Source organism: Streptomyces sp. Je 1-369, assembly GCF_026810505.1.
Classification (GTDB): domain Bacteria; phylum Actinomycetota; class Actinomycetes; order Streptomycetales; family Streptomycetaceae; genus Streptomyces.
In genome coordinates, this window is sequence record NZ_CP101750.1 from 7,230,593 (window position 1) to 7,253,246 (window position 22,654).

General features: G+C 68.5%; 22 protein-coding genes and 1 pseudogene. 10 read left to right on the plus strand and 13 right to left on the minus strand.

Going from position 1 to position 22,654, the window contains the following annotated elements; translation table 11 throughout:
- The first annotated feature begins 125 nt into the window (after nt 1–125).
- Complete coding sequence (locus NOO62_RS32375; protein WP_268774338.1) at nt 126–626, plus strand: peptidylprolyl isomerase; 501 nt, start codon at nt 126–128, stop codon at nt 624–626.
- An 83-nt stretch (nt 627–709) separates the two neighbouring features.
- On the opposite strand, the gene NOO62_RS32380 is transcribed toward NOO62_RS32375, so the two are convergent.
- Nucleotides 710–877: a hypothetical protein gene (locus NOO62_RS32380; RefSeq protein ID WP_268774339.1), complete on the minus strand. Its 168-nt coding sequence runs from the start codon at nt 875–877 to the stop codon at nt 710–712.
- A 308-nt stretch (nt 878–1,185) separates the two neighbouring features.
- Between NOO62_RS32380 and NOO62_RS32385 the strand changes: the two genes are divergently transcribed.
- The 5 genes from NOO62_RS32385 to NOO62_RS32405 all read left to right on the plus strand — a co-directional run bounded on the left by NOO62_RS32385 (nt 1,186) and on the right by NOO62_RS32405 (nt 3,629).
- Entirely contained in the window at nt 1,186–1,488 is a 303-nt protein-coding gene (locus NOO62_RS32385; protein WP_268774340.1) for a hypothetical protein, read from the plus strand.
- A 457-nt stretch (nt 1,489–1,945) separates the two neighbouring features.
- Nucleotides 1,946–2,185 (plus strand): hypothetical protein, encoded by a 240-nt coding sequence (locus NOO62_RS32390; protein ID WP_268774341.1) that lies wholly within the window; start codon nt 1,946–1,948, stop codon nt 2,183–2,185.
- Nucleotides 2,186–2,194: 9 nt separating this feature from the next.
- Nucleotides 2,195–3,097, plus strand: coding sequence for a tyrosine-type recombinase/integrase (locus NOO62_RS32395; protein ID WP_268774342.1), 903 nt, complete (start codon nt 2,195–2,197; stop codon nt 3,095–3,097).
- Nucleotides 3,094–3,429, plus strand: a complete 336-nt coding sequence (locus NOO62_RS32400) for a helix-turn-helix domain-containing protein (RefSeq protein WP_268774343.1) — start codon at nt 3,094–3,096, stop codon at nt 3,427–3,429. Before NOO62_RS32395 ends, NOO62_RS32400 begins: the two co-directional genes overlap by 4 nt.
- The gene (locus NOO62_RS32405; protein WP_268774344.1) at nt 3,426–3,629 is read left to right on the plus strand and encodes a hypothetical protein; all 204 of its coding nucleotides are present in this window, start codon (nt 3,426–3,428) and stop codon (nt 3,627–3,629) included. The genes NOO62_RS32400 and NOO62_RS32405 overlap by 4 nt, the downstream gene beginning before the upstream one ends.
- 52 nt (nt 3,630–3,681) lie before the next feature.
- On the opposite strand, the gene NOO62_RS32410 is transcribed toward NOO62_RS32405, so the two are convergent.
- The 9 genes and pseudogenes from NOO62_RS32410 to NOO62_RS32450 all read right to left on the minus strand — a co-directional run bounded on the left by NOO62_RS32410 (nt 3,682) and on the right by NOO62_RS32450 (nt 14,106).
- On the minus strand, nt 3,682–4,317 hold the full coding sequence (locus tag NOO62_RS32410; protein ID WP_268774345.1) for a hypothetical protein: 636 nt from the start codon (nt 4,315–4,317) through the stop codon (nt 3,682–3,684).
- 653 nt (nt 4,318–4,970) lie between these two features.
- Nucleotides 4,971–5,600, minus strand: a complete 630-nt coding sequence (locus NOO62_RS32415) for a class I SAM-dependent methyltransferase (protein ID WP_176161692.1) — start codon at nt 5,598–5,600, stop codon at nt 4,971–4,973.
- Between the two features lie 747 nt (nt 5,601–6,347).
- Nucleotides 6,348–6,764 (minus strand): CBS domain-containing protein, encoded by a 417-nt coding sequence (locus NOO62_RS32420; RefSeq protein WP_268774346.1) that lies wholly within the window; start codon nt 6,762–6,764, stop codon nt 6,348–6,350.
- A 307-nt stretch (nt 6,765–7,071) separates the two neighbouring features.
- A complete protein-coding gene (locus NOO62_RS32425) occupies nt 7,072–7,398 on the minus strand; it encodes a plasmid stabilization protein (protein WP_268774347.1) in 327 nt (108 codons plus the stop codon).
- A 332-nt stretch (nt 7,399–7,730) separates the two neighbouring features.
- The gene (locus NOO62_RS32430; RefSeq protein WP_268774348.1) at nt 7,731–8,183 is read right to left on the minus strand and encodes a hypothetical protein; all 453 of its coding nucleotides are present in this window, start codon (nt 8,181–8,183) and stop codon (nt 7,731–7,733) included.
- Nucleotides 8,096–11,110 (minus strand): hypothetical protein, encoded by a 3,015-nt coding sequence (locus NOO62_RS32435; protein ID WP_268774349.1) that lies wholly within the window; start codon nt 11,108–11,110, stop codon nt 8,096–8,098. Before NOO62_RS32435 ends, NOO62_RS32430 begins: the two co-directional genes overlap by 88 nt.
- Before the next feature lie 29 nt (nt 11,111–11,139).
- Nucleotides 11,140–11,319: pseudogene (locus NOO62_RS32440) on the minus strand (type I-E CRISPR-associated protein Cas7/Cse4/CasC); the annotation flags it as partial.
- A gap of 439 nt (nt 11,320–11,758) precedes the next feature.
- Entirely contained in the window at nt 11,759–12,667 is a 909-nt protein-coding gene (locus NOO62_RS32445) for a 2OG-Fe dioxygenase family protein (protein ID WP_268774350.1), read from the minus strand.
- A gap of 242 nt (nt 12,668–12,909) precedes the next feature.
- Nucleotides 12,910–14,106: a YbdK family carboxylate-amine ligase gene (locus NOO62_RS32450; protein WP_268774351.1), complete on the minus strand. Its 1,197-nt coding sequence runs from the start codon at nt 14,104–14,106 to the stop codon at nt 12,910–12,912.
- Nucleotides 14,107–14,909: 803 nt separating this feature from the next.
- Here NOO62_RS32450 and NOO62_RS32455 point away from each other — a divergent pair.
- Nucleotides 14,910–15,287 (plus strand): effector-associated constant component EACC1, encoded by a 378-nt coding sequence (locus NOO62_RS32455; protein ID WP_268774352.1) that lies wholly within the window; start codon nt 14,910–14,912, stop codon nt 15,285–15,287.
- 2 nt (nt 15,288–15,289) lie between these two features.
- Nucleotides 15,290–17,140, plus strand: a complete 1,851-nt coding sequence (locus NOO62_RS32460) for a caspase, EACC1-associated type (RefSeq protein WP_268774353.1) — start codon at nt 15,290–15,292, stop codon at nt 17,138–17,140.
- Nucleotides 17,141–17,332: 192 nt separating this feature from the next.
- On the opposite strand, the gene NOO62_RS32465 is transcribed toward NOO62_RS32460, so the two are convergent.
- On the minus strand, nt 17,333–18,031 hold the full coding sequence (locus NOO62_RS32465) for a response regulator (RefSeq protein ID WP_268774354.1): 699 nt from the start codon (nt 18,029–18,031) through the stop codon (nt 17,333–17,335).
- Entirely contained in the window at nt 18,028–19,335 is a 1,308-nt protein-coding gene (locus NOO62_RS32470; RefSeq protein WP_268774355.1) for a sensor histidine kinase, read from the minus strand. Before NOO62_RS32470 ends, NOO62_RS32465 begins: the two co-directional genes overlap by 4 nt.
- A gap of 163 nt (nt 19,336–19,498) precedes the next feature.
- Between NOO62_RS32470 and NOO62_RS32475 the strand changes: the two genes are divergently transcribed.
- Complete coding sequence (locus NOO62_RS32475; protein ID WP_321170631.1) at nt 19,499–19,807, plus strand: ATP-binding cassette domain-containing protein; 309 nt, start codon at nt 19,499–19,501, stop codon at nt 19,805–19,807.
- Nucleotides 19,808–19,830: 23 nt separating this feature from the next.
- On the plus strand, nt 19,831–20,193 hold the full coding sequence (locus tag NOO62_RS32480; RefSeq protein WP_268774356.1) for a hypothetical protein: 363 nt from the start codon (nt 19,831–19,833) through the stop codon (nt 20,191–20,193).
- Nucleotides 20,194–20,293: 100 nt separating this feature from the next.
- On the opposite strand, the gene NOO62_RS32485 is transcribed toward NOO62_RS32480, so the two are convergent.
- The gene (locus NOO62_RS32485; protein ID WP_268774357.1) at nt 20,294–22,399 is read right to left on the minus strand and encodes an NACHT domain-containing protein; all 2,106 of its coding nucleotides are present in this window, start codon (nt 22,397–22,399) and stop codon (nt 20,294–20,296) included.
- Between the last annotated feature and the right edge of the window lie 255 nt (nt 22,400–22,654).

The window sequence follows — 22,654 nt, forward strand, 5'->3', positions numbered from 1 at the left end:
GCAGCGTTCGACGCATCGACTGTGGCAAGAGCATGTGCAACACGTCGCGTGACTGTCACCACCCCTTTATGGCCCCTGCAGCTATGATCATTGCGTTACTGATCTTTCACCAAGAGTGAGGGCGCATGTCCACGGCCACGTTGCACACCAATTTCGGCGACATTGTCCTGCTGCTCGATGGCGAGAAGGCCCCGAAGACGGTCGAGAACTTCCTCCAGTACGCCAGGGATGGCCACTACAACGGAACGATCTTCCACCGGGTCATCACGGGCTTCATGATCCAGGGCGGAGGGTTCGAGCCCGGCATGAAGGAAAAGGCCACCCGTGCCCCCATCCAGAACGAAGCGGACAACGGGCTGAAGAACGACCGCCTCACCGTAGCGATGGCCCGCACATCGGAGCCGCATTCGGCCCAGGCCCAGTTCTTCATCAACCTCGCGGACAACCCCATGCTGGACCACCGGGGCAAGACCCCCCAAGGCTGGGGCTACACCGTCTTCGGCAAGGTGATCGAAGGCAGCGACACCGTCACGAAGATCCAGCAGGTCAAGACAGGCACCAAGGGCGATCACCAAGACGTCCCGACCGAGGACATCTTGATCGAGCGCGTTACCGCTGGTTCGTAGAGAGGCCCCGCAGGTTTCCGCATGCTCCGCCTGCAGGGCCAAGCCCCGCATCTCAGCGAGACGGGGCCGGCAGTGATTGCCGGTCAAAACTGAAAACGATCCTGCGTGTCCTGGGCCGCATCCTGCTCCTGCTCCTGCTCCTGCCCCTGCTGGCGCCGCTCCGACCCTTCACCCTGAGCGCCTTCTCGCGCCTTCTGCGCCTGGTCCTTGAGCTCGTTGGCCTTGTTCTGGAGCTGGTACTTGATGCCCACTATGGGCTCCCTTCGCCTACGCCCCTTTGGGGGGTGACCGAGATACGCGCCAATGGGGCAACGAGGTGATCTTGAAACCCTGAGCGCCCGACGATCTCTAGCGCTCAACCTCGCCAACGTTGGCGAGAAACGGCCTGCATGCTTGATCATTTGCTCGTAAGGCAGCGGGAGGATCGGGTAACCGGGCCGACGGCGGCCCCTTGGGTAGATGAGGTGGAAGAATGACGATTCCTTTTCCTGAGATCCCTGATGCCTCTGCGATCTCGGTTGCTCCCACCGAACATTGGTCCCGGAGCGAGGATTCGCGTGTGCGAGACACTGACGGTGCTGAGCGGGTCATCTCGCAGTTCATCTCCACGGACCACCTGATGAGGGACCTGAATACCGCGGTCCCGTTCACGGTCACGGTCCCGAGAGCAGCAACGGTCGTCTGCAAGATGACCAATGGCGAGGTTGCCCCTCAGATCACACTGTCCGGGCTTTCCAGCGGGGAGCCCCCGGTCGAGGATCCGCATGGTGGCTGGTCGGTCGGACAGGGCTCGACCGGTTTTAAGGTGATGGGCAGGCTGCCGTCCCCCGTCACCCTCACGGTCACGATGCCGATCTCGTAGGGGCCCGCCAAGGGGCGTGGAGACGGCAAAGGGGGCCGCGCGGCATGAGCGTGCGGCCCCTTCTACATGTCAGTGTCCCGGATCCCGTTGCCCCGTTGGCGGCCTCGTCCACGTGGTGTACGACCTCCTTCGCGGCTTGCACGACCTCATGCCGCGGCCCAGCGTGAAGGCCGCTGCGGGTACGAAAGAACCGCGTCAGCACGCTCACGCCGTGACCATGATCATTCTCAGTGTCAGCCGCTGTACCGATGTTCCAAGCGCCGCCAATTGCATCGGATGCGAACTCGCGACAGGTGGAGAATCTTCCCCGAGAGTGGAGCAATCACACTGTGGACCTGCGTACTTGAGCAGGTTTCTGGCCGCGACGATACCGGTCACGAGGGCCTTGCTGCGACCCGTGCAGGCTGGCCTGGGACTCCGCCGACGACTCGCATAGGATGCGGTTTTCTCGCATCTGATGCGAGTCGCGGAGGGTGGTGAACCGGTGGGGTTCAACGGGTCGATACCGGGGGCGGCAGGGCTGCACCTGGTCGACGGGGTCGCGTTGCTGCGGCCGGAAGAACAGGTCTTCGCGGCGATGCTGACGGGGTTCGCCAACCAGCAGCTCGCGCGGAATCTGGCCCGGACGACCGTGAAGGGCCGGGAGAACACGGTCAAGGCGTTCGCGGCCTACGTGAACACCTACCCCTGGCGCTGAATACCGGCGATGGTCGACGAGTGGCTCGGTGACCTGCGCTCGCTGCGGGACCTGAAGCGCTCCACGATCCGCTCGTACTCCGAGGCCGTGCGGGCGTTCTGCCACTTCACCACCGATCCGCTCTACGAGTGGACAGCGACCTGCGAAGAGCGGTTCGGCACCCACCCGGTGCAGGTCGTGCACGAGTGGAACACCGCGGTGCACGTCCAGGACAACGAGGCGGACGCGAAGAAGCGCGCGTTCACCAAGGCCGAGCTGCACGCCTTCTTCGCGCACTGCGACGACGAGGTCGCCCGCATCCGGGCCTTCGGCCGCAAGGGCTGGCTGCCCGCCTTTCGCGACGCGACCCTGTTCAAGACAGCCTACGCCTTCGGACTGCGGCGCAACGAGACGCGGATGCTGGACGCCGCCGACTTCGGCCGCAACCCGCACGGCGGCGAGTTCGGTGAGTACGGCCGGTGCCAGGTGCGGTTCGGCAAGGCCAAGAAGGGCTCGCCGCCCAAGCGCCGCGGGGTGCTGACCGTGTTCGACTGGACTCCGGACGTCCTGGACGAGTGGTTCACCGAGGTCCGCCCGCTGTTCGGCACCAACGACAACCCGGCGGCCTGGCCTTCCGAACGGGGCCTGCGGATCGGCTGCCAGCGGCTCAACTCCCGCTTCATCGCCTACCGCAAGTCCCTGGGCCTCGACGAGGGGCTGGACTTCCACTCCTTCCGCAGGTCCTACGTCACCCACCTCATCGAGGACGGCTGGGACCCGCGCTTCGTCCAGGAGCAAGTCGGCCACGAGCACGCCAGCACCACCTCGCTCTACACCTGCGTCTCCTCGGACTTCCGCACCCGCACCCTGCGGCGGCACCTGGACGCCACCATCGCCGCGGCCCTTGAGACCCAGACCGGGAGGCAGGCATGAAACGCAAGGTCGGCTACACGTGGCGGCTGCGTGAGGTCATGGCCCAGCACCAGATTTTCACGGCCACCGAACTGGTGCCGCTGCTGCGCGAACGGGGCATCGACCTGTCCGCCTCCCAGGTCCACCGCCTGGTCTCCGGCACCCCGGAACGCCTGTCGTTGCAGGTCATGGCAGCACTCTGCGACATCCTGTCCTGCACTCCGGCCGACCTGGTGGACACCACCGCCGAGAACGCCGGCGTCCGCAAGACCGCCACCGGCGACCTGCCCGCACCGCCCGCGAACGTCGCGAAGCTGCGGCCCCGCGCCGCCCGCATCCTGCCCGACGCATGACCCGCACCTACGCCACCGACGAGCAGTACGAACGCTGGTACATGACCGAGTGCTGCCGATGTGGCCGCCGCAGGCACAAGGCCGGCACCTGGCCGGACGGATACGTCTGCCGCACCTGTTCGGACCGCGCCGTCCGTACGCGGGGCACCTGTCCGGGGATGCGGCCAGGACCGGGCCCTGCCTGGGCTCCGTCCCGGTGACGGAGTCCCGATCTGCACCACCTGCGCCGGCTTCTCCCGAACCTTCGACTGCTCACGCTGCGGCTTCGAGGGCAAGCTCCTGGGCGGACGGCTGTGTGAGCGCTGCACGCTCAGCGACCGCCTCACCGCGCTCCTGGACGACGGCACCGGTCGCATCCGTCCCGCGCTGGTCCCACTGTTCAACCTGCTGGTGGCGATGGACAAGCCCAACAGCGGACTGGCCTGGCTGGCCATGCGCCGCAGCCAACCGACGAACGCCTCCCGATTGTTGCAACAGCTCGGCCTCGGCCAGATCTCGCTGACCCACGACGCCTTCCACGAGCTCCAGCCCTGGCGAACCGCCGCTCACCTGGAAGAACTCCTGATGACCAGCGGAGTCCTGCCTACGGTCGACAAGTACCTCTGCTCCTTCCAACGCTGGCCACCCCGAACACGTCAAAACGATCAGGCTCTTCGCGACCTGGCGCGTCCTCCCGTGGCTGCGGGCCCGCGCCGAACGAAGCCACATCACACCCAGCGTCCGGAGGTTCGCCGCCGACCAGATCAAGTACGCGACCGCCTTCCTGCAATGGCTCGGCCAACGCAACAACAGCCTCGCGTCCTGCGGCCAGATCGACATCGACGCCTGGTGGGCCGAGAGCAGCGAACACGGCCGCACCTGCCTGAGGGCTTTTCTCAGCTGGGCCATGCAGACCCGTAACTGCCCACGCTCCCTGTCCATCCCCGCGATGAAGGTCTCCCGGCGGGCCGCACTGAGCGAAGACGAACGCCTCGACGCCCTCGGCCGACTGCTGACCGACACGGAGATTCCGGTACGTCTGCGTGTCGCGGGGGTCATCGTGCTGCTCTATGCGCAGCCCGTGAGCCGCATCGTCCGGCTCAGCGTCGAAGACGTGATCCACGACGGCGACACCGTGCTGCTACGGCTCGGCGAACCCGCCTCACCCGTTCCCGCACCGGTCGCCACTCTGCTGCTGGAGCACATAGCGAACCGCGACAACATGAACACCGCCACCAACCCCGCCTCCCGATGGCTCTTCCCGGGCCGCCGGGCAGGACAGCCAGCCCGCCGACCACCTGTCCGCGCTCCTGAACGAGGCCGGGATCCCGGCCGCCGCAGCACGTGGCGCCGCCATCCGCCAGCAGCTCCTCGAACTGCCCGCTCCCGTCGTTGCCGACGCTCTCGGCTACCACAACAAGACCACCAGCCGCCTCATCAGAGAGACCGGCGGGACATGGAGCCGATACGCCGCTGGCGATCACACAAGGTCACCGACAAGCCGGCCTCCTCGGGAAGCCGGCGACAGTTGACTACGAGAGCCCACAGCAGAAGGCCATGCTCTAGCGGAGACGGGCCAGCAAGTGGGCGTCCAGGAAGCCCCGCTCGGAGGCCGGGTCGTGGAGCAGCCGCGCGAATGTGACGAACCCGGCCCCGGCCAGCAACTCGGCGAAGCGGTCCGCCGACCAGCTGTAGGCGGGTGTCACCTTGTGGTCGAAGCGGACCGGCTCGGGCGCGTCGGTCCCGAAGAACGAGACCAGGAGAAGGCCCCCCGGCGCCAGGACACGCGCCTGCTCGGCGAGCAGCGCAGGTAGTTCCCCAGGAGGGGTATGGATCATCGAGTAGTGGGCCAGCACGCCACCGAGCGCGCCGTCCTCAACTGGGAGTGCCTCCATCCGGGCCTCATCGAACTTCAGCGCCGGATGGGCCCGCCGGGCGTGGTCGACCATGGCCGGGGAGAGGTCGAGCCCGAAGGCATCGAGCCCCAGGTCGTGCAGCATGGCCGTCAGATGTCCGGGCCCGCAGCCGACATCGGCCACCCGCGAATTCCCCGTTCCACGCACCAGCTCGGCGAAGGTGCCGATCATGTTCCGCGCGAACGGCTGCGTCTCCAGTCGATTAGCGAACATCGACGCATATAACTCGACGACCCCGTCATAGGCCGCCCTGGTCTCGTCCTGGTGCTTCGCCACGGGAAGGAAGTTAACACCCCCCATTCTCAACTGTTCTCCGGCCCCGTGCCGAATCCCGCCCCGTCGTATCGGACTCGTTCGGCTACCAGGACAAGGCCATCACCCGGTGGCGCGACAAGCCGCTGGCGACCACAGTCAGTCACCAGCTGGCTGGACTCCCCGGGGAACTGGCGACAGTTGATTAGGCGATCACACCAGTACCGAGGCCGTACCCCTAATGCGCAGTGATCGACCGCGAGTGACATCAAAACTCATCGCGATTGATCATGCAGAGACGCCCATAGCGACTCCCCAACACACCGCGAAACGACTCCCGCTAGAACCTCCACAACCAGCAGCCGGGTCGCCCTCACCCGGCGTGAAGCCCTCACCGGTCACGAGCAGCAGCCGTCGTCCGTCGCCGCAGGGGGCGGTGCGCACGGACCGTTTGCCGTTGTCCTGAGTGAGGTACATGCCGACAGGATCCCGCTCGGGGCCTGCGTCGAGGCTCGCCAGATGGGCAAAGGCCGCCGTGGTGTCGGGGGAGTCGTCGTCAACACGGCATGTGTGCGCGTGCTGCGGTGGGTGTGGCGTGGTGGAGATGCTGCCGGTGAGCATAGAAGAGCGCTCCTCAACGGGTCGGCCAGCAGGGCCCCGCGAGGGCGCGACAGCTATGAGAGTCATCCAGCCGGAAAGCGGCGCGCCGCTCGCGGGTAGATGCCTTCTTCCGCCTTCAGGTGCACATGGCTGCAACGTCGGGCGTGCCGTTCAGTCGCTGGAGAGTGCTTCCAGCAGGTCTCCGACCTGAGGGTCGGGAAGGGCGCGGGCGACATCGCCCTGGGAGACCATGCCGACCAGGCGGTGGCCGTCGATGACGGGCAGGCGGCGGGTCTTGTGGGCCGTCATCGTGCGCAGGATTTCACTGGCCTCGTCGTCGGCGCCGATCGTGACGGCCTCGCCCTGTGCCAGCTCGCCTGCCGTGGTCGAGGCAGGGTCCTTACCGGCCCCCAGGACCTTGATGACGATGTCGCGGTCGGTGAGGACGCCCTTGAGCTTGTCGTCGGCGCCGCAGATCGGCAGCGCGCCGACGCCCAGTTCGGTCATCTTCTGAGCAGCGAGCAGAACGTTTTCGTCCGCGCCGATACATTCGGCGCCCTCGGTCATGATCTCTCGTGCAGTGGTCATCGCAGCTCTCCTTCGTGCCCTGCTCCAGCCGGAGGCGTCGGGCGTGGTGGGGTCAGCCAGTTCTTGCCTGGCGGGGTGTGCGGTGCTGAGGGGTGGGGGCGCGTGGGTGCCGGCTTCTTCGCGATGCGGATCTTGTTGCCCAGCTCCTACATGACCTCGCTGCTCCTCCAAGACCTCGCTCGTACAGGTCACGGACAAGAGAAGGAAGAGGTACTTGCGCACCGCCGGATACAGCCACTGCTCTTCAGCCACGGAATGCCGCACCAGCTGCGTGGTGAGTTCGTCGGCCAACTCCCGGCGTCGTTGGTCAGCGGCCGAGGGCCTTGGCCAGTTGCTGTTTGTTCATGGATGAGCGGCCGTCGATGTTGTGCTTCTTGGCCTCCGCGTAGAGCTGGTCCTTCGTCGGGCCCTGGGAGCCGCTGTGGGAGCGTTCGCCGCCGCGCTGTGAGGCGGACTTCTTGTCGCGCGTGGAGGTCTTGCTCGCGGTCTTCGATTCGCCGGAACGGGCGCGTTCCTTGTTCACGGTGCGTGCCGCGATCTCCTTCGCGCGGCCTTCGGAGGTTCCTCGTTTCTCCGCGCCTTCCTTGATGTGCTCGTACTGGCGCTCACGCTTGTTGCTGGACCCCTGCGGCATGACGTACTCCTTCCAGACGGTTCGGCCTACTTGACCTGGCCCGCTTTCCTGCGGCCTTCCGGACACCCTCCGGCTGGTGCTTCGCACCGGGAACCGCGGTGGTTCCATCTGATGCGGGGGCCGGGAACTCTGCGAGCAGACAGCGACCGAACGGATGAGGCAGCGACCCGCGGATCTTCCAGTTCCTGAAGCGCTCGCCACGGCACGGGCCGGTGTCTTGGTGTCACAGTGCCGACTCGCGGACGCAGGGCTGAGCTGACGGGCCTCGACCGCCTGCAGCAGGGCGATCAGGGCCTGGCGGCCACCGGCCGGCGCCACCGCGCGGGCCCCGGTCACCACTGGATCGTCCCTGGGACCGACGGCGGCGCCTCCCGTGCCGTGACCGTCTCGCGTGCCGACGCGCGGACGTCGGGGTGTGCGTGCCGGCGCAGGGTGCGGAGCTGGCCGCGCCACGGCTCCGTCCACCGAGAGCGGCTGCCGCCGGAGACGGTGAGCCTGATGGCGAACAGGCCCTGGGCCAGGCCCGGTTCCGCACCCAGCGTGCGGGCGGTCTCCAGCCACGCGTCGGGCGCGGGGCCGCTGATCGCACTGAGCCGCGAGCTGATCCCTTCTGCGACGTCCCGGGCCAGCAGCGGACGTCCTTCGCAGTCGGCAGCCAGTCGGCGCAGGCCCGACGACAGCGCGGTGGCGTCCTTGTTCAGTTCGAGGGCGTACAGCCGGAGTTCGGCGGCGGAGCGCGCGAAATCCTCGTACCCGGCAGCGGTGTCGGCGGCGGACAGCAGCACGTCCGCCGTCGGCCGGCCGCCGCCACGGTAGCGGTGGTGGTGCAGCAGGCTCGCGGCCCGCTGCCGGGCCGGCTGGTCGCGCTCGGGCTCGGCGTCGGGCTGGTCCGGATCTCCTGCGGCTTCCAGCATCGCCCGCAGGGCCCGAAGATACGGGCCGTCGTCGTCCGCCGAGAGCTCCACCAGCTCCTGCCCGGCCATCGCCCACACCGCCCGATCGGCAAGGTCCGTGGTGGCGGCCACCAGCATCTCGGCGATCTCCGGCTGCACGGCGCCCATTCCGCCAGTGCCGGGAACAGCGCCGCGGCCGTTTCCGGTTCGAGCGGCTCGCAGGCCCGACGCAGCAGCCCTGCGTACCTGGCCCGATGCTCCTCGTCCACCTCGGCCACGGTCGCCCGTGCCAGCGTCCGGCGGAGCTCCGTGCGTCCCTGCGCGGCCGACTCCAGCATGGGCCAGCTGGCCGGCTCCGCCAGCATCCCCTGGGCAAACGCGACGCACACCGACCGCACGTCGTGATGCTGCCCGGGCAGCTCGAACGCCTCCCGCAGCGGCGGCGCCGCTTGTGCCGGAGGCAGCATCGTCGCCGCGAGGCGCACCGCCTCCTTGCGGCTGGTGACCTTCACCGTCCGCGGATCCTGCGGCGTGAGCAGCCTGCGGAGATCTGTGGCGAGCCGCGACGGGGCGACGTACTGCGCGGCCCGCGTCGCCGCGTAGATCGCGACCCGGGCGCGGTCGCCGCCCGCGTGCTCCAGCAGCTGCGGCAGCACCTCGTCGGGGCGGTCGGTCCACGGCAGTGCGCTGAGGGCCGCCTCCGTCAGCGGGACGTTCGACGATCCCGTGTAGCGGCGGACGACTTCCAGGCCCGCCTCCGGGATCACTGCTGCCGCCGAGAGGGCCTGGACGCGCACCTGCACCGGCTGTCCCGCATCGCCCGCCGTGCGCGCGAGCAGCTCCGCCGCCGCCCGCTGCTGGCGCGGCACCCAGCGGTGGGCCCGGTAGGTGGGTGGCGTCCAGTGGCTGCGGGCGGTCAGGAAGCGGCCGTATGGTGGGGTGTCCGCCAGCACCGGGTCGAGGAGGTCCGTACGTCGCCCCGTCAGGACGCTCAGAACGGACGGCAGGACGGCGGCGGACGGCTCCAGCCGCACGATCCGCTCCACCCGCTCGTCGCGCCCCTTCGGCTGCTCCAGCCAGAGGTTGACTGCGGTGCGGACGGATGCGTCGTCTCCGAACTGGACGGCCTGCCACAGGTACTCCTGAAGTTCGGTCATCCCCCACGCGCGCCGCCCGAGTGCTCGTACGAGTGCGAAGACGAGCGAGTAGTCGGCCTTGTCGGTGGCGGCCTCCAGCCGCGGCCGTAGCGCCGCCAGTACCTCGTACTCCTGGCCGCGCCGCAGCACGGTGTCGAGGCGGCCGACGTTCGCGCCGCCGGTGTGGCCGGACAGCCGGATGAGGGTGTCGAGGGCCCAGCCGATGAGCCGCGTGCCGCCCCTGCCGGCGTGCTCGCGCAGTACGGACAGGGCGAGCCTGCTGAGCGCGTGACGGGTGCTCCAGGAGGAGTCGCGGGCTTCGACGGCGTCGACGGCGATTCGTTCGAGGTCCTCGGCGGCGTCCTCCGTGAACAGCGAAGGGCGCACTTCCGCCAGCGCGGAGAGGGCGGCGCTGCGAACCGGGTCCTGTTCATTGCGCAGCCGCAGCAGCTCACGCAGCAACCGGCTCACTTCCTGAGGGGCGCGGGAGCGTGCCGCGTTGCGGACGAGCAGGGGGTACGCCGTGGCGCGGTCGTCCGCGCCGGAGCGGTGGACGGCGCCGAGAAGGTCGTCACGGACCTCGTCCGGCGGCAGGTAGGCGGCTGCCGTCAGTATCTGCGTCCAGTGCGCGCCCCTCTCGCGGGCCAGCATCGCTATCCGCCGCGCCTCGGCAGTGCGCCGCTCGTACGGCAGTACGTCGAGCAGGGCGGGGCTGAGGTCCGCGTGGGCGAGGTCCTTGCCCTCCATCGCCGCGTCGAACAGGGCGCTGCGGCGGGAGGGCGGCAGGTAGGCCAACAGCCGGGCGACAGCGGCTGCGTTGTCGTTCCAGGCGCAGGCGAGGTCGGTGAGTTCCGCCGGGGCGTGGCGGACGAGGCGGCGCAGCACGGCGGGTTCGAGGCGGCCGCTGTTCAGCCAGGACCGCAGCTTCGGGCGTAGCAGCAGCCGCACCGTGCGGCCGGGATCCGCCTCGACGAGGAGGTGCAGCTTGCGGACCACGGGCATCGGCAGCGTCTCGTAACGCTCGAGCACAGCCAGTACGCCGAGCGGATCCTGTCCGGCGAGGAACGCGAGCGCGTCCGCGTGGGACGCCAGCCAGCCTTCCCGTACGACGGCGGGGAGGGTGTCGAGCCGCCGTTCCATCTCGGCGAGCAGCAGAGCGGGATGGCGGGCGGCGAGCAGCCGGTAGGAGTCCAGTCCGCGGAACAGGCGGGGCAGCAGCCGGTCGACGGTCTTTGCCGTGCAGGCGGCGAGCACTTCCGCGGCGGCGTCGGCGCCCCATCGCCGATACGTCGGCTCGACCAGCGCCTCGGCGAGGCCCGTACGCCCCGCCACGGCGATGGCGTGCATGAGTTGCTGCCGCACGGCGGCAGGCGCGTCCTCGACGACCCCGATCACGGCGGCGTCCGTAAGCCGCCCCTGCCGCAGGGCCTTGATCGCGGGGGCGCGGACGAGGCGGTCGGGGTCCGCGAGGCAGCCCTCCAGATACGCGTCGTGACGCGCCATGTCCGCCACGGTGGCGGCGAGCCGCCGCCCGTGGACGCCGTGGGCGGCGAGCCCGGTCAGGAGCTCGTCGACCGCCCCCTCTGCCGCGGCGCGCCGGGCAGCGGAGGCCAGCTCACGCATGCGGCGGGGGTAGGAGAGCTGGTCGACGGCTGCGAGCAGGTGTTCGGCGCGCTGGGACATGAGGGCGATTCTGCCTGGCGGGCGGGGGTGGCGCTGCCGCCGTGGGGGGCCTGGACGGGCTGTTCGAAGGCGGCGGCGAAGGAGACGGCCCGGTCACCGCGGGCCGCGAGGTGGACGAGGTGGGGCAGGGCGTGGGGAGCGGTGGAGTTCTTCTTGGCCTGCGGCACGGCGAGGATGAACGTGCTCAGAGGGGCTGCGCCCGTAACCACCGCCCCGCACGGGCATGTCGGCTGCTCTGGTGAGCTGCTGTCCTACCGCTCGCGCGGTCGCTCCTGGTGGGGCGTGCTCCCGACCCGGTGGGTTCGACGCCGACCCGCAGGCGCGCGGGCTTCGTGCTCCGGCCGTATCAGGCACGATCGCCGCAGGACCGCGGAGAAGCAGATAGCCCGGCCTGCGCCTTCGTCGGCGGGCCTACCCTGAGCCTCACGAGCGGAGGCCCGCAAGGCCAGCCGCGTTCCTGCTGGAGTCGGTATCTGCCTCCGCGCCCGGCGCGGTGGAGGGTTGGCCACCCTCGGCTTGCCTTGGTCTCCTGAGGTCAGGCGCACTACTTTCCCGAGGCTCGACGGGCGCGAGACGAACCGCTGATCGCAGGGTCGCAAGACGCGGCCGTACGGCCGGGGCGCTGGGTGCGTGTCGCCGTCAGCGGGGTTACAGCCCAGGGGTGTAGGGGGCGATGCCGATGATGAGGATGTCGCGTCGGCCGGTGTTCTTGCCATGGGCGAGGTGGACGGGGGCGACGTAGTGGCTGACGCGGTGGTCGTGCACGCCGTAGCCGTCCAGCGGTTCGGTCATCATGAAGCGGGCGTGCACGGCGTGAGGTGGCAGCGTGTCGGGTCGTTGGCCGGCGCTGTCGGCGGTGGCGATGGCGTTCTCGCCGCCGTTGATGTTGTGGCAGCCGATGAGGTGGGCGAAGGTGAAGGTGGCGGCTGAGCCGCCGTCCTGGTGCAAGCAGTTCGGTGAGGAGACCGCCACCTGCTGCCGGCCCCGGACGGCCAGCGTGATCATGTGGACGCCGATGTAGACGGGCGTGTGCTGCAAGTCCTGGAGCCACAGCGCCTGGTCGAGGTCGGCGTGGATGAGGGCGTCCAGCAGTCGGTTGCCCTGAAGCGCCGGCGGGATGTCGGGCAGCCTGCGAAGGACGCGGGGGAACTCGGGGTTGTGCTCGTCCTGCCAGTACTTGGTGACGGTGCCGAACTCGGGGTCCGGAGCACCGGGGACGAACGAGAGCTCGCCGCTCCAGGGGAGGTAGACGGCGTGGGAGTAGCGGCGGTAGCGGTTGGTGTCCGGCGCGTAGGGGTCAGGGGGCAGGTCCTCGTAGCCCTTGGCGAGCTGGGCGAAGTCTTCGGCCAGTGCTTGGGTGTCCACTCCTAGGTCTGCGGCGCTCAGGCGGGCGTAGCCGTCGCGGCGCACGCTGGTGCTGCCGACCGGGGATGCTGGGGCGGAAGCGCCGAGGGACGCTCCCAGGGTGTCCTGCGCCGTCCGGGCGGGCCGGGTCGGCGTGGAGTCCGTGGGCGCGGGTGCGGTTGCCGGGCTCTGCGCGGATCGGATGTCGTCCATGGTTTCCTTCCAGCGCCTGCGAGTGGCCGTCGGCACCGGGGCCTGGGCCCCGGCTTTTCGCCTGTCTCTTTGAACCGCCGTACGACGGTCTTTGCGTTCCCCAGCGTGGCACGGTCGATTGGGGGGCGTCGTGGTGGAGTCGGCCAGACAGGCGAAGCCGGCTTCGAGCAGGTGGTGACGTCTTCGCTGCAGGATGGCTCTGTCGCACCCACCAGGCGCAGGGTTTCGGCCGGGGTCCGTGCTCAGACAGGAGCTTGTGCTCGGCTCGTTCCCGGCCGGGTGCCGGTGGTGCGGGGGGAGGGGGCAGAGCCGGGGTCGGTCGTGCAGGTGACCAGGTCGTCCACGACCGCGTGAAGGCCGCCCGCCCGGTGGGCGGCGCGCTGACGGTCCGCGCCGGTGCCCCGGGCGGCCAGCCGGTCGAAGAAGGCGGTAGCCCGTTCGAGGTCTCCCAGCTCCTCCAGGGCCGCACCGATGTGGTCCACGAGCCGCCGTCCGCGCTCGGGCGCGGACAGCGTCAGCCCGGACAGCGGATCCACACCCTGTCCTCTCCAGCCGTCACGTGTCGCGTACCAGTAGGCCGCACGGAGCAGTTCGCCGCTGCTCCGCGGGCCCGGATCACCGTGCTCCACCAGACGGGCGGAGGTCACCACCAGCGCCCGCACGATGGCGGCGATCGCCGCGGAGTCGCCGGGATCCGCGGGTACGTCCATGCACCGCACCTCCAGGGTCGGCAGGCTCGGATGCGGACGGATGTCCCAGAACGGCAGGTCGGCAAAAGACATCCCGCCCACGTCGGCCATGGCCACGGCGGTGCGGCGGTAGTCGTCGAAGGACTCGACGTACGGGGGCGGCCCCAAGCTCGGAAAGCGCAGGCGCATCACCGACCGCCAGCTCGCGAACCCGGTGTCCCGTCCGTCGTGGAAGGGCGAATTCGCGCTCATCTCCACCAGCAGCGGCAGCCACACACGCAGGTGGTTGCCCGTCAGGGCTGCCACCTCCCGATCCGGCAGGAACACATGAACGTGCAGTGCGCACACCGCGAAGTCGTCCATCATCGACCGGAACAGCTCCACACCTACCCGATAGCGGTCGTGATCTCCTACGGGCACATCCGTGCCACTGCCGACCACCGGCGTCCCGGACGGGCATGCTCGTACACCCTCCGCTACTGCGGACGCGGCCAGCGCCAGGCGTAGCCGGACCAACTGGGCGTGCAGCTCGTCCACCGTCGCGCACGGTGGCGTCCGCACCTCGACCTGAAGATCGGTGAACTCCCGGGCCACCAGATCACCCAGTTCCCCGGCGGCCCGGTCCGCCACCCGCGGTCCGACCGGCACCACGGCGCGGGTATCGGCACGCACGAGAAAGTACTCCTCCTCCACCCCCACCGTGACCGCCCCGCCGTCGGCTCCCGGGCACATCTCGCTGCTGTCGTCCATCCACCCAGACTCGTCCCAGTCTCCGACCCTGTCACCCCGGCTGCCTCGCACATGGCCGGCCTTCGCACGAACGGGCCCACGACCAACGGCACGGCTCACGCAACGCGGCCACTGACGCACCTCGACGGCTGCAGACGCGAACACGAGGACCCGAAACGTTCGGCAGCAACACGCGTGGAGGAGGGAGGTGGTGTCCGCAGCTCTCCTCGTGCAGCTGGTTGATGTTCATCGCCGTGCGCCCAGGCTGACTGAGCCAGTGCGCACGGCGATGACGGCGGTCCCGGCGACGGCGAGGCTCATGTGCCCGGCCAGGATCGACCAGCACATGGCCCCCGTAGGTCGCCGCCATCGCCGGCCCGCCATCGCCGGCCCCGACAATGGCGGAGGCCACCCACTCGGTCAGGGCCTTGCTGGAGGCGAGGCGTTCCTGTTCGGCCTCGGCGTTCCCGGCCATGCGCTCGTAGCGGCTTCTCGGATGGAGACTTGCTGGGTGACATGAAGAAAGGAAGTATTGGATGACCTCGCTCTATTAGAGCGTTGTGGTCGTTCAATGGGCCTTGCAGGGTGGCCACTGATCGAGTGCCGGCCGTGCCTGCAACGTACCCCTACCTCTGCGCCTTGCCGCCCTGGACAGTGCTTGGGTGCCGGGCGCCACCGTGGCTGATCTGCCCGCCGGGCAGGTCTAACGTGCTCCCGCTCTCCTGATCGACTTCCCGGAAACCGTCTCCGGAGAGCAATTCCACCCACGACACTGATGTCTACGCCTTGAAGCATGAGGATCCATGGCCAGGAGGGCGAGCAGCATGGACGTAGTGCTAGGACTGACGCCGGACGGCGACGCGGAGGCGGAAGAAGTCGAGCGGCTGCTGACCCGGCTTCGTGCGGAGCTGCGCGGGCTCGACATCGACGCGCTGCACCTGCGACCCGACAGCACACTGCCCGAAGGCGCCAAGGCGGTCGATCCCGTCACTGTAGGCGCCGTTGTGCTGGCGCTGAGTGCTCCCGGTGGAGCGCTCGTTGCGCTCGTTGGGACGCTGCAGGACTGGCTCAGCCGACAGTCAGCCGCCAACCGCATCTCGATCACGATCGACGATGACACCGTGGAGTTGGAGCACGCGACCCCGGATGAACGGCGGCAGCTTATTGAGCTCTTCGTGCACCGTCACCGGTCAGGTGAGTAGCCGTGGGACGGAAGCTCGCCCTGCTGATTGCGACCTACGCGTACGAGGATGAGGGACTGCGGCAACTGACCGCTCCTGGTCATGACGCGGTGGCGCTGGCTGAGGTGCTGCGCGACCCGGACATCGCTGGGTTCGAGGTGACGATTCTTGTTAACGAGCCGCTTCACAGAGTTGGCGCAGTCCTCGGCGAGTTCTTCCACGACTGCCGTCACGACGACCTCACCCTGTTGTACTTCACCGGTCATGGTCTAAAGGACGATGAGGGCCGGCTCCACCTGGCCACGGCCGATACTCGCCGCACCAACCTCGCGTTCACCTCGCTATCCGCCGAGCAGATCGACCGGGCTATGAGCGGGTGTATGTCGCGGCAGCAGGTGCTGATCCTCGACTGCTGCTACAGCGGCGCTTTCCCAGCCGGCTGGCTTGCCAAGGGCGATGCCGACGTGCACACCTTGGAGCGGTTTCAGGGGCGCGGCCGTACTGTGCTGACTGCTTCAGACGCCACTCAGTACTCGTTTGAGGGTGACCATGTCAGTGGCAGCGCCGCGCGGTCAGTTTTCACCAGGCACCTGGTGCACGGGCTGCGCGAGGGTACTGCCGACCTCGATGACGACGGCAACATTACGCTCGACGAACTGTACGTCTACGTCCACGACAAGGTCGTTGATGAGATGCCGCAGCAACGGCCCAAGAGGCAGGACAACGTTGAGGGCCGAATCGTGATCGCCCGGAACGTGAACTGGGCCCCACCGGTCCATCTGGGCGAAGAGCCGACTGCTCGGGCTAGCGCACCAGAGCAGATGCCTTTACTTCAGGTCACGCCTCTTTCTGTGCCAACTCCCGTCCCCCTAGTTGCCGGCCGTATGCGCTGGGTTTTCCGGACCGGCGGCTGCGTCCGTTCCGTGCCGGCTGTCGTAGACGGAGTCGTGTACGTCGGTAGTGACGACGGTGCTCTGTATGCGATCGATGCCACCACCGGGGAGGAGAGGTGGCGTCGCATGCTCAACGCAGAGGGAGTAGTCCGGTCGACACCGATCGTCAACGGTGCCGTCGTGTTCACCACGGCGGACCGGTCGCTGTACGCAGTGGATGCCCGCACCGGAGCGTTGCGCTGGGAACGTCTCCTGGGCTCTCAGACGACCTTGACCGTTGGGATCGTGGGCAGCCTGGTGTATGTCGGAGCGAGTAACGGGGTGTACGCGTACAACGCTGAGGACGGGCAAGAGCGATGGAGGAACGTCGGGCAGGGCATGACGAGCTATCAATGGATGGTGCTGACTGAAAGACTGGTCATCGTCGGAAATACGGGCAGCCATGTGTATGGGCTGCCGCAGGCTGATTCAGGCAAGACATGGGCCACTCGAATTCCTCATAGGTCCGTCTCTGGCCCGTCGGCTCTCAGTGATGACATGAGTTTGCTCTACGTCGGCAATAGCCGGGGCGAATTGCGTTGCGTTGGCACATCCGATGGGGAAAGACTTGGCGAGCATGGTGTTACCGGCAAGGCCATTTACTCCGCTCCCACGTACGTTTCCGGATCGACTGAAAGCCCCGGAACAATCTATGTCGGCAACGACGATGGCCACCTATATGCACTGGAGGACTTCTCCTACGAGCGCAAGTGGCGGTTCGTGACCGGCGCTCCTGTCCGCACCTCACCCGCCGTCGATGACGCAACTGTCTACTTTGGTAGTGACGATGGCATTGTCTACGGTGTGGACGTCACCACCGGCCTTGAGCGGTGGCGGTTCTCCTCGGGTGGCCCTGTGCGGTCGTCACCCACCGTTATGCATGGTCTGGTGTACGTGGGGAGCGACGACAAAGGGCTCTACGCCCTCCAGGCCACATATTAGGACGTTGTCCTATGTGGTGAGGTCACCGGTGAACCGCAGCATCGCCGGAGTTGAGGGCCTCATGTCCGGAGCCGGACGGGAAGCCGGTGTCAGCTTCCGGAGTCGGCTGCGCTGATGTCCGAAGCCGCTTGCACGTGTTCGTGGGCTGACTGAGCGGCCATCTCCGCGAGTCGCCGCTGTCGGCCGAGTCGGTCACGGGCTGTCGTGGACGCCCGGAGTTATCAGGGCGGATTCGTAGGCCAGGACTACTGCTTGGACGCGGTCGCGGAGGTGGAGTTTGGTGAGGATCCGGGTGACGTGCGTCTTGACGGTTTCGATGCTGAGGGAGAGGTCGGCGGCGAGTTCGGCGTTGCTGAGGCCGCGGGCGAGGAGGCGTAGGACTTCGAGTTCGCGGGGGGTGAGGGCGGTCAGGTCGCCGGTGGGGGGCGGTTTGCCGGCGGCCGGGCGGGCGAAGCGTTCGACGAGGCGGCGGGTGATGGTGGGGGCGAGGAGGGCGTCGCCCGCGGAGATCAGGCGCACGGCGGCGACGAGTTGCTCGGGGGTGACGTCCTTGAGGAGGAAGCCGCTCGCGCCCGCGTTGAGTGCCTCGTAGACGTAGTGGTCGAGGTCGAACGTGGTCAGGATGATGACGCGGCACGGGCGTCCGTCGAGGGCCGGTGAGGGGTCGGCCATGATGCGGCGGGTGGCGGCGAGGCCGTCGAGACCGGGCATGCGGATGTCCATCAGGACCACGTCGGGCCGGGTCCGGCGCACGGCGGCACATGCGTCGTCGCCGTCCGCGGCTTCGGCGACGACGTCGACGCCGTCGGCGGCGGCGAGGATCATGCGGAACCCGGAGCGTACGAGCGCCTGGTCGTCGGCCACGACGACGCGCAGCGGGGTGCCGGTCACGGCGCCGGCACCGGGATCGACGCCTGGACGCGGTAGCCGCCGGCCGGCCGGTGCCCGGCCCGCAGGCCGCCGCCGTGCAGCGTGACGCGCTCGGTCAGGCCGAGCAGCCCGCGCCCGGCGCCGAGGGGTTCGGGGCGCCGTCCGTCGACCGGCCCGTCGTCGGCGACCTCGATGCGTATGGTGTCGGGGGCATAGGTCATCGTGACTTCGGTGTGTGCGCCCGGGGCGTACTTCAGGGCGTTGGTGAGTGCTTCCTGGACGACGCGGTACGCGGTCAGTTCGATGCCGGGCGGCAGCGGGCGCGCGTCGCCGCGGGTGTGCAGGTGCACGTCGAGGCCCGCCGTCCGCACGCGGTCAAGCAGTACCGGCAGGCGGGTCAGGTCGGGTTGCGGCGCGAGCGGCGGCCCGAGAGCGTCGCCGTCCGGCGCCACCGACCGGCCGGGGTGCGGCGGCGCCTCCTGGGCGCTGAGGACGCCGAGCAGGTGCCGGAGTTCCGCCATGGTCTCCCGTCCACTGGTCTCGACCGCGCGCAGCGCCTCGGTCGCGCCGTCGGGATCCGAGCGCAGGACCATGCGGGCCGCCCCGGACTGGATCACCATCACGCTGACATTGTGGCTGACGACGTCGTGCAATTCGCGGGCGATACGGGCACGTTCGAGGGCGACCGCGACTTCGCGCTCGCGTTCCGCGCGCAGGGCGCGGCCGTGGAAGGCACCCGCGCGCGTGCGCCACGTGCCGATCGTGCGGCCGGTGACCCACATCGTCGCCATCACCGCGAGCGGGACCAGGCCGGGCGGGCCCTCTTCGTCCCCGGGGAACCTCGCCGCGAGCGCGAGTGTCGCCACGCCGAACACCCCCGCCGCGACCGGGAGTCGCCGAACGTGAGCCGCGACCGAATACGCGCCGATGGCCACCGCCATGATTCCGGCGACGTTGCCGTCGTTCCCGTCGGTGATCAGCATGATGCAAACCTGTGCGGTGAACACCGCGATGGGGCGGGTGCGTCGCCACGTCAGTGACGCCGTGATCAGGATGAGCGATACGACCGCCCAGACCTCAGGCGTGGTCCCGGTGTCCGGCTCCAGGTACGAAACGCCGTCGAATCGCTGGGGCGGCTGCGGACCGTCCTCGGGGTCGATGACGTACGCGAGCAGGTAGAGACCGACCGCCGTCATCGCCGCCGAGAGCAGCCCGTCGCCGCCGCGCGGACCCGGTCGGCGCAGGAACGCCGCGAGCCGGCCGGATACCTGAGAGGGCGTCAGTCCGGGACTCCGTGCGGGCGTCGGGGGCGGTGGGGCGGTCACCCGGGCATTCTCGCCGGATCGGCGTGCCGCGTACATCATGCGTGCGAACCGTCCGGTGTCCCTCGCAAGCGCTACCCGCCACGGTGTACCTCGCACGAGGGACGCCAGGTTGGCTCGCCGTGCGGACGCCCCGGCACCGGGCCGCCACCTAGCGTCCCGGGCCATGACACACGTGATCCGGCTCGAAGCCGTGACCAAGCGGTACGACGCGCCAGGCCCCACCGCACTCGACCAAGTGGGCCTGACCGTCGGGGAACGCGAGGCGGTGGCCGTCAGGGGTCCGTCCGGCAGCGGCAAGTCCACGCTGCTCGACCTGATCGCGGGCCCGGACCGGCCGACCTCGGGCGATGTGACGGTGGCCGGGGTCCGGCTCGGCGGGCTCTCAAAGACCGGGCTCGCCAAGTTCCGCCGCCGGCACATCGGCATGATCTTCCAGTTCTTCAACCTGCTCGCCGACCGCCGAACGGCCTGATTGCAAACAAGGAGAAACCCCTGATGGACAACCTCAAGAAAATAGCGATGTGGACAGGAATTGCCTTCACCGGTTTGTGCGGCGTGATGCTGCTCGGCGGTGGCAAGGTGATGTCAGGAACTCTCCTGATTGCCACGACGTTTATCATGGTTCTACCGGTCAGGCGACCCAAGCTCCCCCGTTGGGGTCGAGTCGGATTGATCTGCGCAGTATTCGGGGTTGTGGCATGGAACGTTTCCACCACCGACCTTCCGAATCCTTCGACTGGGGTGGCGATGAGCTGCGCCAATGAACACGCTGACACATATACGTCAACTGGATTCAAGTTCTTGGACCAGGTGACGTATATCTTTAGCGACTTTCTATCCCAAGCCGCGCCTTCCTGATACGGGTCCGATCGCCACGATTCAGCCAGCTGTCTCCGGTGTCGCGAAGGCGATTCCCGCAAAGGCACACCGACACAGCGCGGGGAGCACCCGAAAGGGCTTAAGCCGGGGTGAGGTTGCCGTCTGGGGTGGTTGGCAAGGCAGCGAGCCAGTCCTGCAGTTCCCGGTGGCGGAACTGGTAGGCGGTACCGGCAACTCGCAGCAGGCCGGCTTCGGTCGCCCACTGCAGAAACCGACGTAGACGCCAAGGCAGGGCCTGACGGCCGCGGCGGGTACACACCAGAAGAGCGATATAGCGTGTCCCCGTCCCACCGAGCCCGCACAGCAGCCCGATCGCGACCCCGGCCAGGACTCCGAATGCGGGCCGCACCATGGCCCCGTACAGCACGCCGATCGGGAGCCCGAACAAGAGCGCGGCGCTGAGTTCGGCACGGACGACGGTGTGCGGCGAGTCCATGATGTCGAGCGCATCCACGCTGTTCCCGGGCCGGACCACCAGCCACAGCAAGAGCCCGAACAGCAGACAGAACGAGATCCCCATCACCGCGGGTTGGACCTTCACCAGGAGCAGGTAGCCGAGTCCCACCAAAGGCGCAAAAGTGAGCAGCACGGCTGTTCTGCGCTGAGTCTGCGGAGTACGTAGCTGCCTCGGGCCGATCTGTGGACGATCTGGCCACGCCCGGAGCCAATCGTGGCCGTTGGCCCTCAACAACGCAATGAATACGGGCAGGATGAGCGCGATGAAAACGGGCGCGGAAGCGAATCCCCAGTCGGACACCCACATGCCCAGGGCACAGACTCCCAAGAGCGTTACGGCGACGAGGGCAGCCTCGACAATGCGAGGGCGGCGAGTGCCTATCAGGGGCCACAGTTCGTGCGGTACCAGGTCAGTGCCGGAGAGGGGTCGGCCGGCCACCGTGCGGCCGGTGACAGTGTTGCTGCAGAGATAAGTGGCCAGAACACCCAGCCAGGCCCGAACTTGCCCAGGAGCGTAGGTTCTGCCCCGCGGAGCGAGATGCCGAGTGGTGGCGTCCTGAAGGAACAGCCCGAGCAGGTGATCGCGGACCGCTTGGTCAGTGCTTAAGGCGGGGCTGAGCAGGTCCTGAGGTTCCCGCAAGTAGTCACCCGTGACTGCATCACGCTGCTCGTAGGTGGTCACGGCTATGGTCAGCCTCCAAGGAGTGCACAGTGCCCGCACCAGCGTCGAGGACGGCGCCCGGTCGAGGGCGTCCAACAGGCACTCCCAGCGCGTCATGTCGGCCACACGTCCGTGAACGAACTGACGGACCTGGGCAGGGCTGACCTGGGTGATCTCAATCCGGGCGGCGTCCTGAGCCCACACCTGGACGGCTTCCAGCGCTTCGTACTGTTCACTGCGGCAGGTCAGCACCATATGTGCCTTCGATCGGCCTTGCTGGAAGGCGTTGAGCATGGACAGCGCCTGCCGGGCCGGGGAACCGTATCCGGGAGTGTCCTCGGCGGCCATCTCATCCAGTCCGTCGAGTACCGGAAGGATGAGCCCAGCATCCATCAACGCGGCGGCGGTCGTGAAGGAGATCCCTGAGTAGGTATCGACCAGGTGCCGGCATATCCACGCTCGTACGGCATGGGCTCCCGCGGCCGTATCACGGCTCGCGGCTACGCGCCCGACGCCGACGGGTGGGGCAGGCAGCGTGGACCAGGAGGTCAGTGGCAGCCGTACCGGAACGGGGTCCTCGGGCTTGCGGTTCTCCAGCAGGGCAAGAATGAGCTCGACGGCGAGGACGGTCTTACCCGCTCCCGGCGCGCCGGTGATCACCAGGCGTCCCGGACGTAGCCGCTGGTAATAGCTCGCCACCTCACTCAGCCGTCCCTCGGTGGCAGCGCCTGTGGCGTTGCGTGTCGTGGCGGGACGGGAGACGAAGCGCACATCGATCGTCGTCGTGTCCTCGCCGAGCAGCTGTGCGCGTGCGCGGCTCTCGGCCTGGATCACCGCTCGGGCCAGCAGGCCCGCCATCGCCGACGCGTCACGCTCCTGGTGGCGCAGCGCCCGCCAGGACATCCACCCCGACCAGCCAGCGACGATGAGCCCCGCCAAGCCGATGCATGCCCCCACCGGATCTACATCGCCCCGTTTCGCTGCCGGCAAGCCCCACACCGCTACCACGCCCAGCGCAACCGCGCACACGAGCACCCAAAACCATGCGACCCCTCTTTGCACACCCATGACCTAAGAGCATGCAACGGGTGGGAAGTGAAAGCGGGCAGGTCTGGGAAACGCGCTGAGCAAGGGTGAGGAAATTCAAAGAGCCCCAACACGTGCAGATGGGCGTGGGTTGCCGGGGTGTGCCGGGACCTGGTGAACCGGCCCGCCGCACCAGCTGCGGCAACCGCGCGCAGCGATCGGCGGTGCCCTGGCGGGAGTCGGCGACCCGCACGGCGAGCACCACCACTTCCCCCCCGATAGCCCGACTGCCGGTAC

What these genes read in the sequence shown, in the direction of transcription:
- NOO62_RS32375 (WP_268774338.1), top strand. Translation starts at nt 126, where the DNA reads ATGTCCACGGCCACGTTGCACACCAATTTCGGCGACATTGTCCTGCTG.
- NOO62_RS32390 (WP_268774341.1), top strand. Translation starts at nt 1,946, where the DNA reads ATGCGAGTCGCGGAGGGTGGTGAACCGGTGGGGTTCAACGGGTCGATA.
- NOO62_RS32395 (WP_268774342.1), top strand. Translation starts at nt 2,195, where the DNA reads ATGGTCGACGAGTGGCTCGGTGACCTGCGCTCGCTGCGGGACCTGAAG.
- NOO62_RS32400 (WP_268774343.1), top strand. Translation starts at nt 3,094, where the DNA reads ATGAAACGCAAGGTCGGCTACACGTGGCGGCTGCGTGAGGTCATGGCC.
- NOO62_RS32405 (WP_268774344.1), top strand. Translation starts at nt 3,426, where the DNA reads ATGACCCGCACCTACGCCACCGACGAGCAGTACGAACGCTGGTACATG.
- NOO62_RS32410 (WP_268774345.1), bottom strand. Translation starts at nt 4,317, where the DNA reads ATGGCCCAGCTGAGAAAAGCCCTCAGGCAGGTGCGGCCGTGTTCGCTG.
- NOO62_RS32420 (WP_268774346.1), bottom strand. Translation starts at nt 6,764, where the DNA reads ATGACCACTGCACGAGAGATCATGACCGAGGGCGCCGAATGTATCGGC.
- NOO62_RS32425 (WP_268774347.1), bottom strand. Translation starts at nt 7,398, where the DNA reads ATGCCGCAGGGGTCCAGCAACAAGCGTGAGCGCCAGTACGAGCACATC.
- NOO62_RS32435 (WP_268774349.1), bottom strand. Translation starts at nt 11,110, where the DNA reads ATGTCCCAGCGCGCCGAACACCTGCTCGCAGCCGTCGACCAGCTCTCC.
- NOO62_RS32445 (WP_268774350.1), bottom strand. Translation starts at nt 12,667, where the DNA reads ATGGACGACATCCGATCCGCGCAGAGCCCGGCAACCGCACCCGCGCCC.
- NOO62_RS32450 (WP_268774351.1), bottom strand. Translation starts at nt 14,106, where the DNA reads ATGGACGACAGCAGCGAGATGTGCCCGGGAGCCGACGGCGGGGCGGTC.
- NOO62_RS32455 (WP_268774352.1), top strand. Translation starts at nt 14,910, where the DNA reads ATGGACGTAGTGCTAGGACTGACGCCGGACGGCGACGCGGAGGCGGAA.
- NOO62_RS32475 (WP_321170631.1), top strand. Translation starts at nt 19,499, where the DNA reads ATGACACACGTGATCCGGCTCGAAGCCGTGACCAAGCGGTACGACGCG.
- NOO62_RS32480 (WP_268774356.1), top strand. Translation starts at nt 19,831, where the DNA reads ATGGACAACCTCAAGAAAATAGCGATGTGGACAGGAATTGCCTTCACC.
- NOO62_RS32485 (WP_268774357.1), bottom strand. Translation starts at nt 22,399, where the DNA reads ATGGGTGTGCAAAGAGGGGTCGCATGGTTTTGGGTGCTCGTGTGCGCG.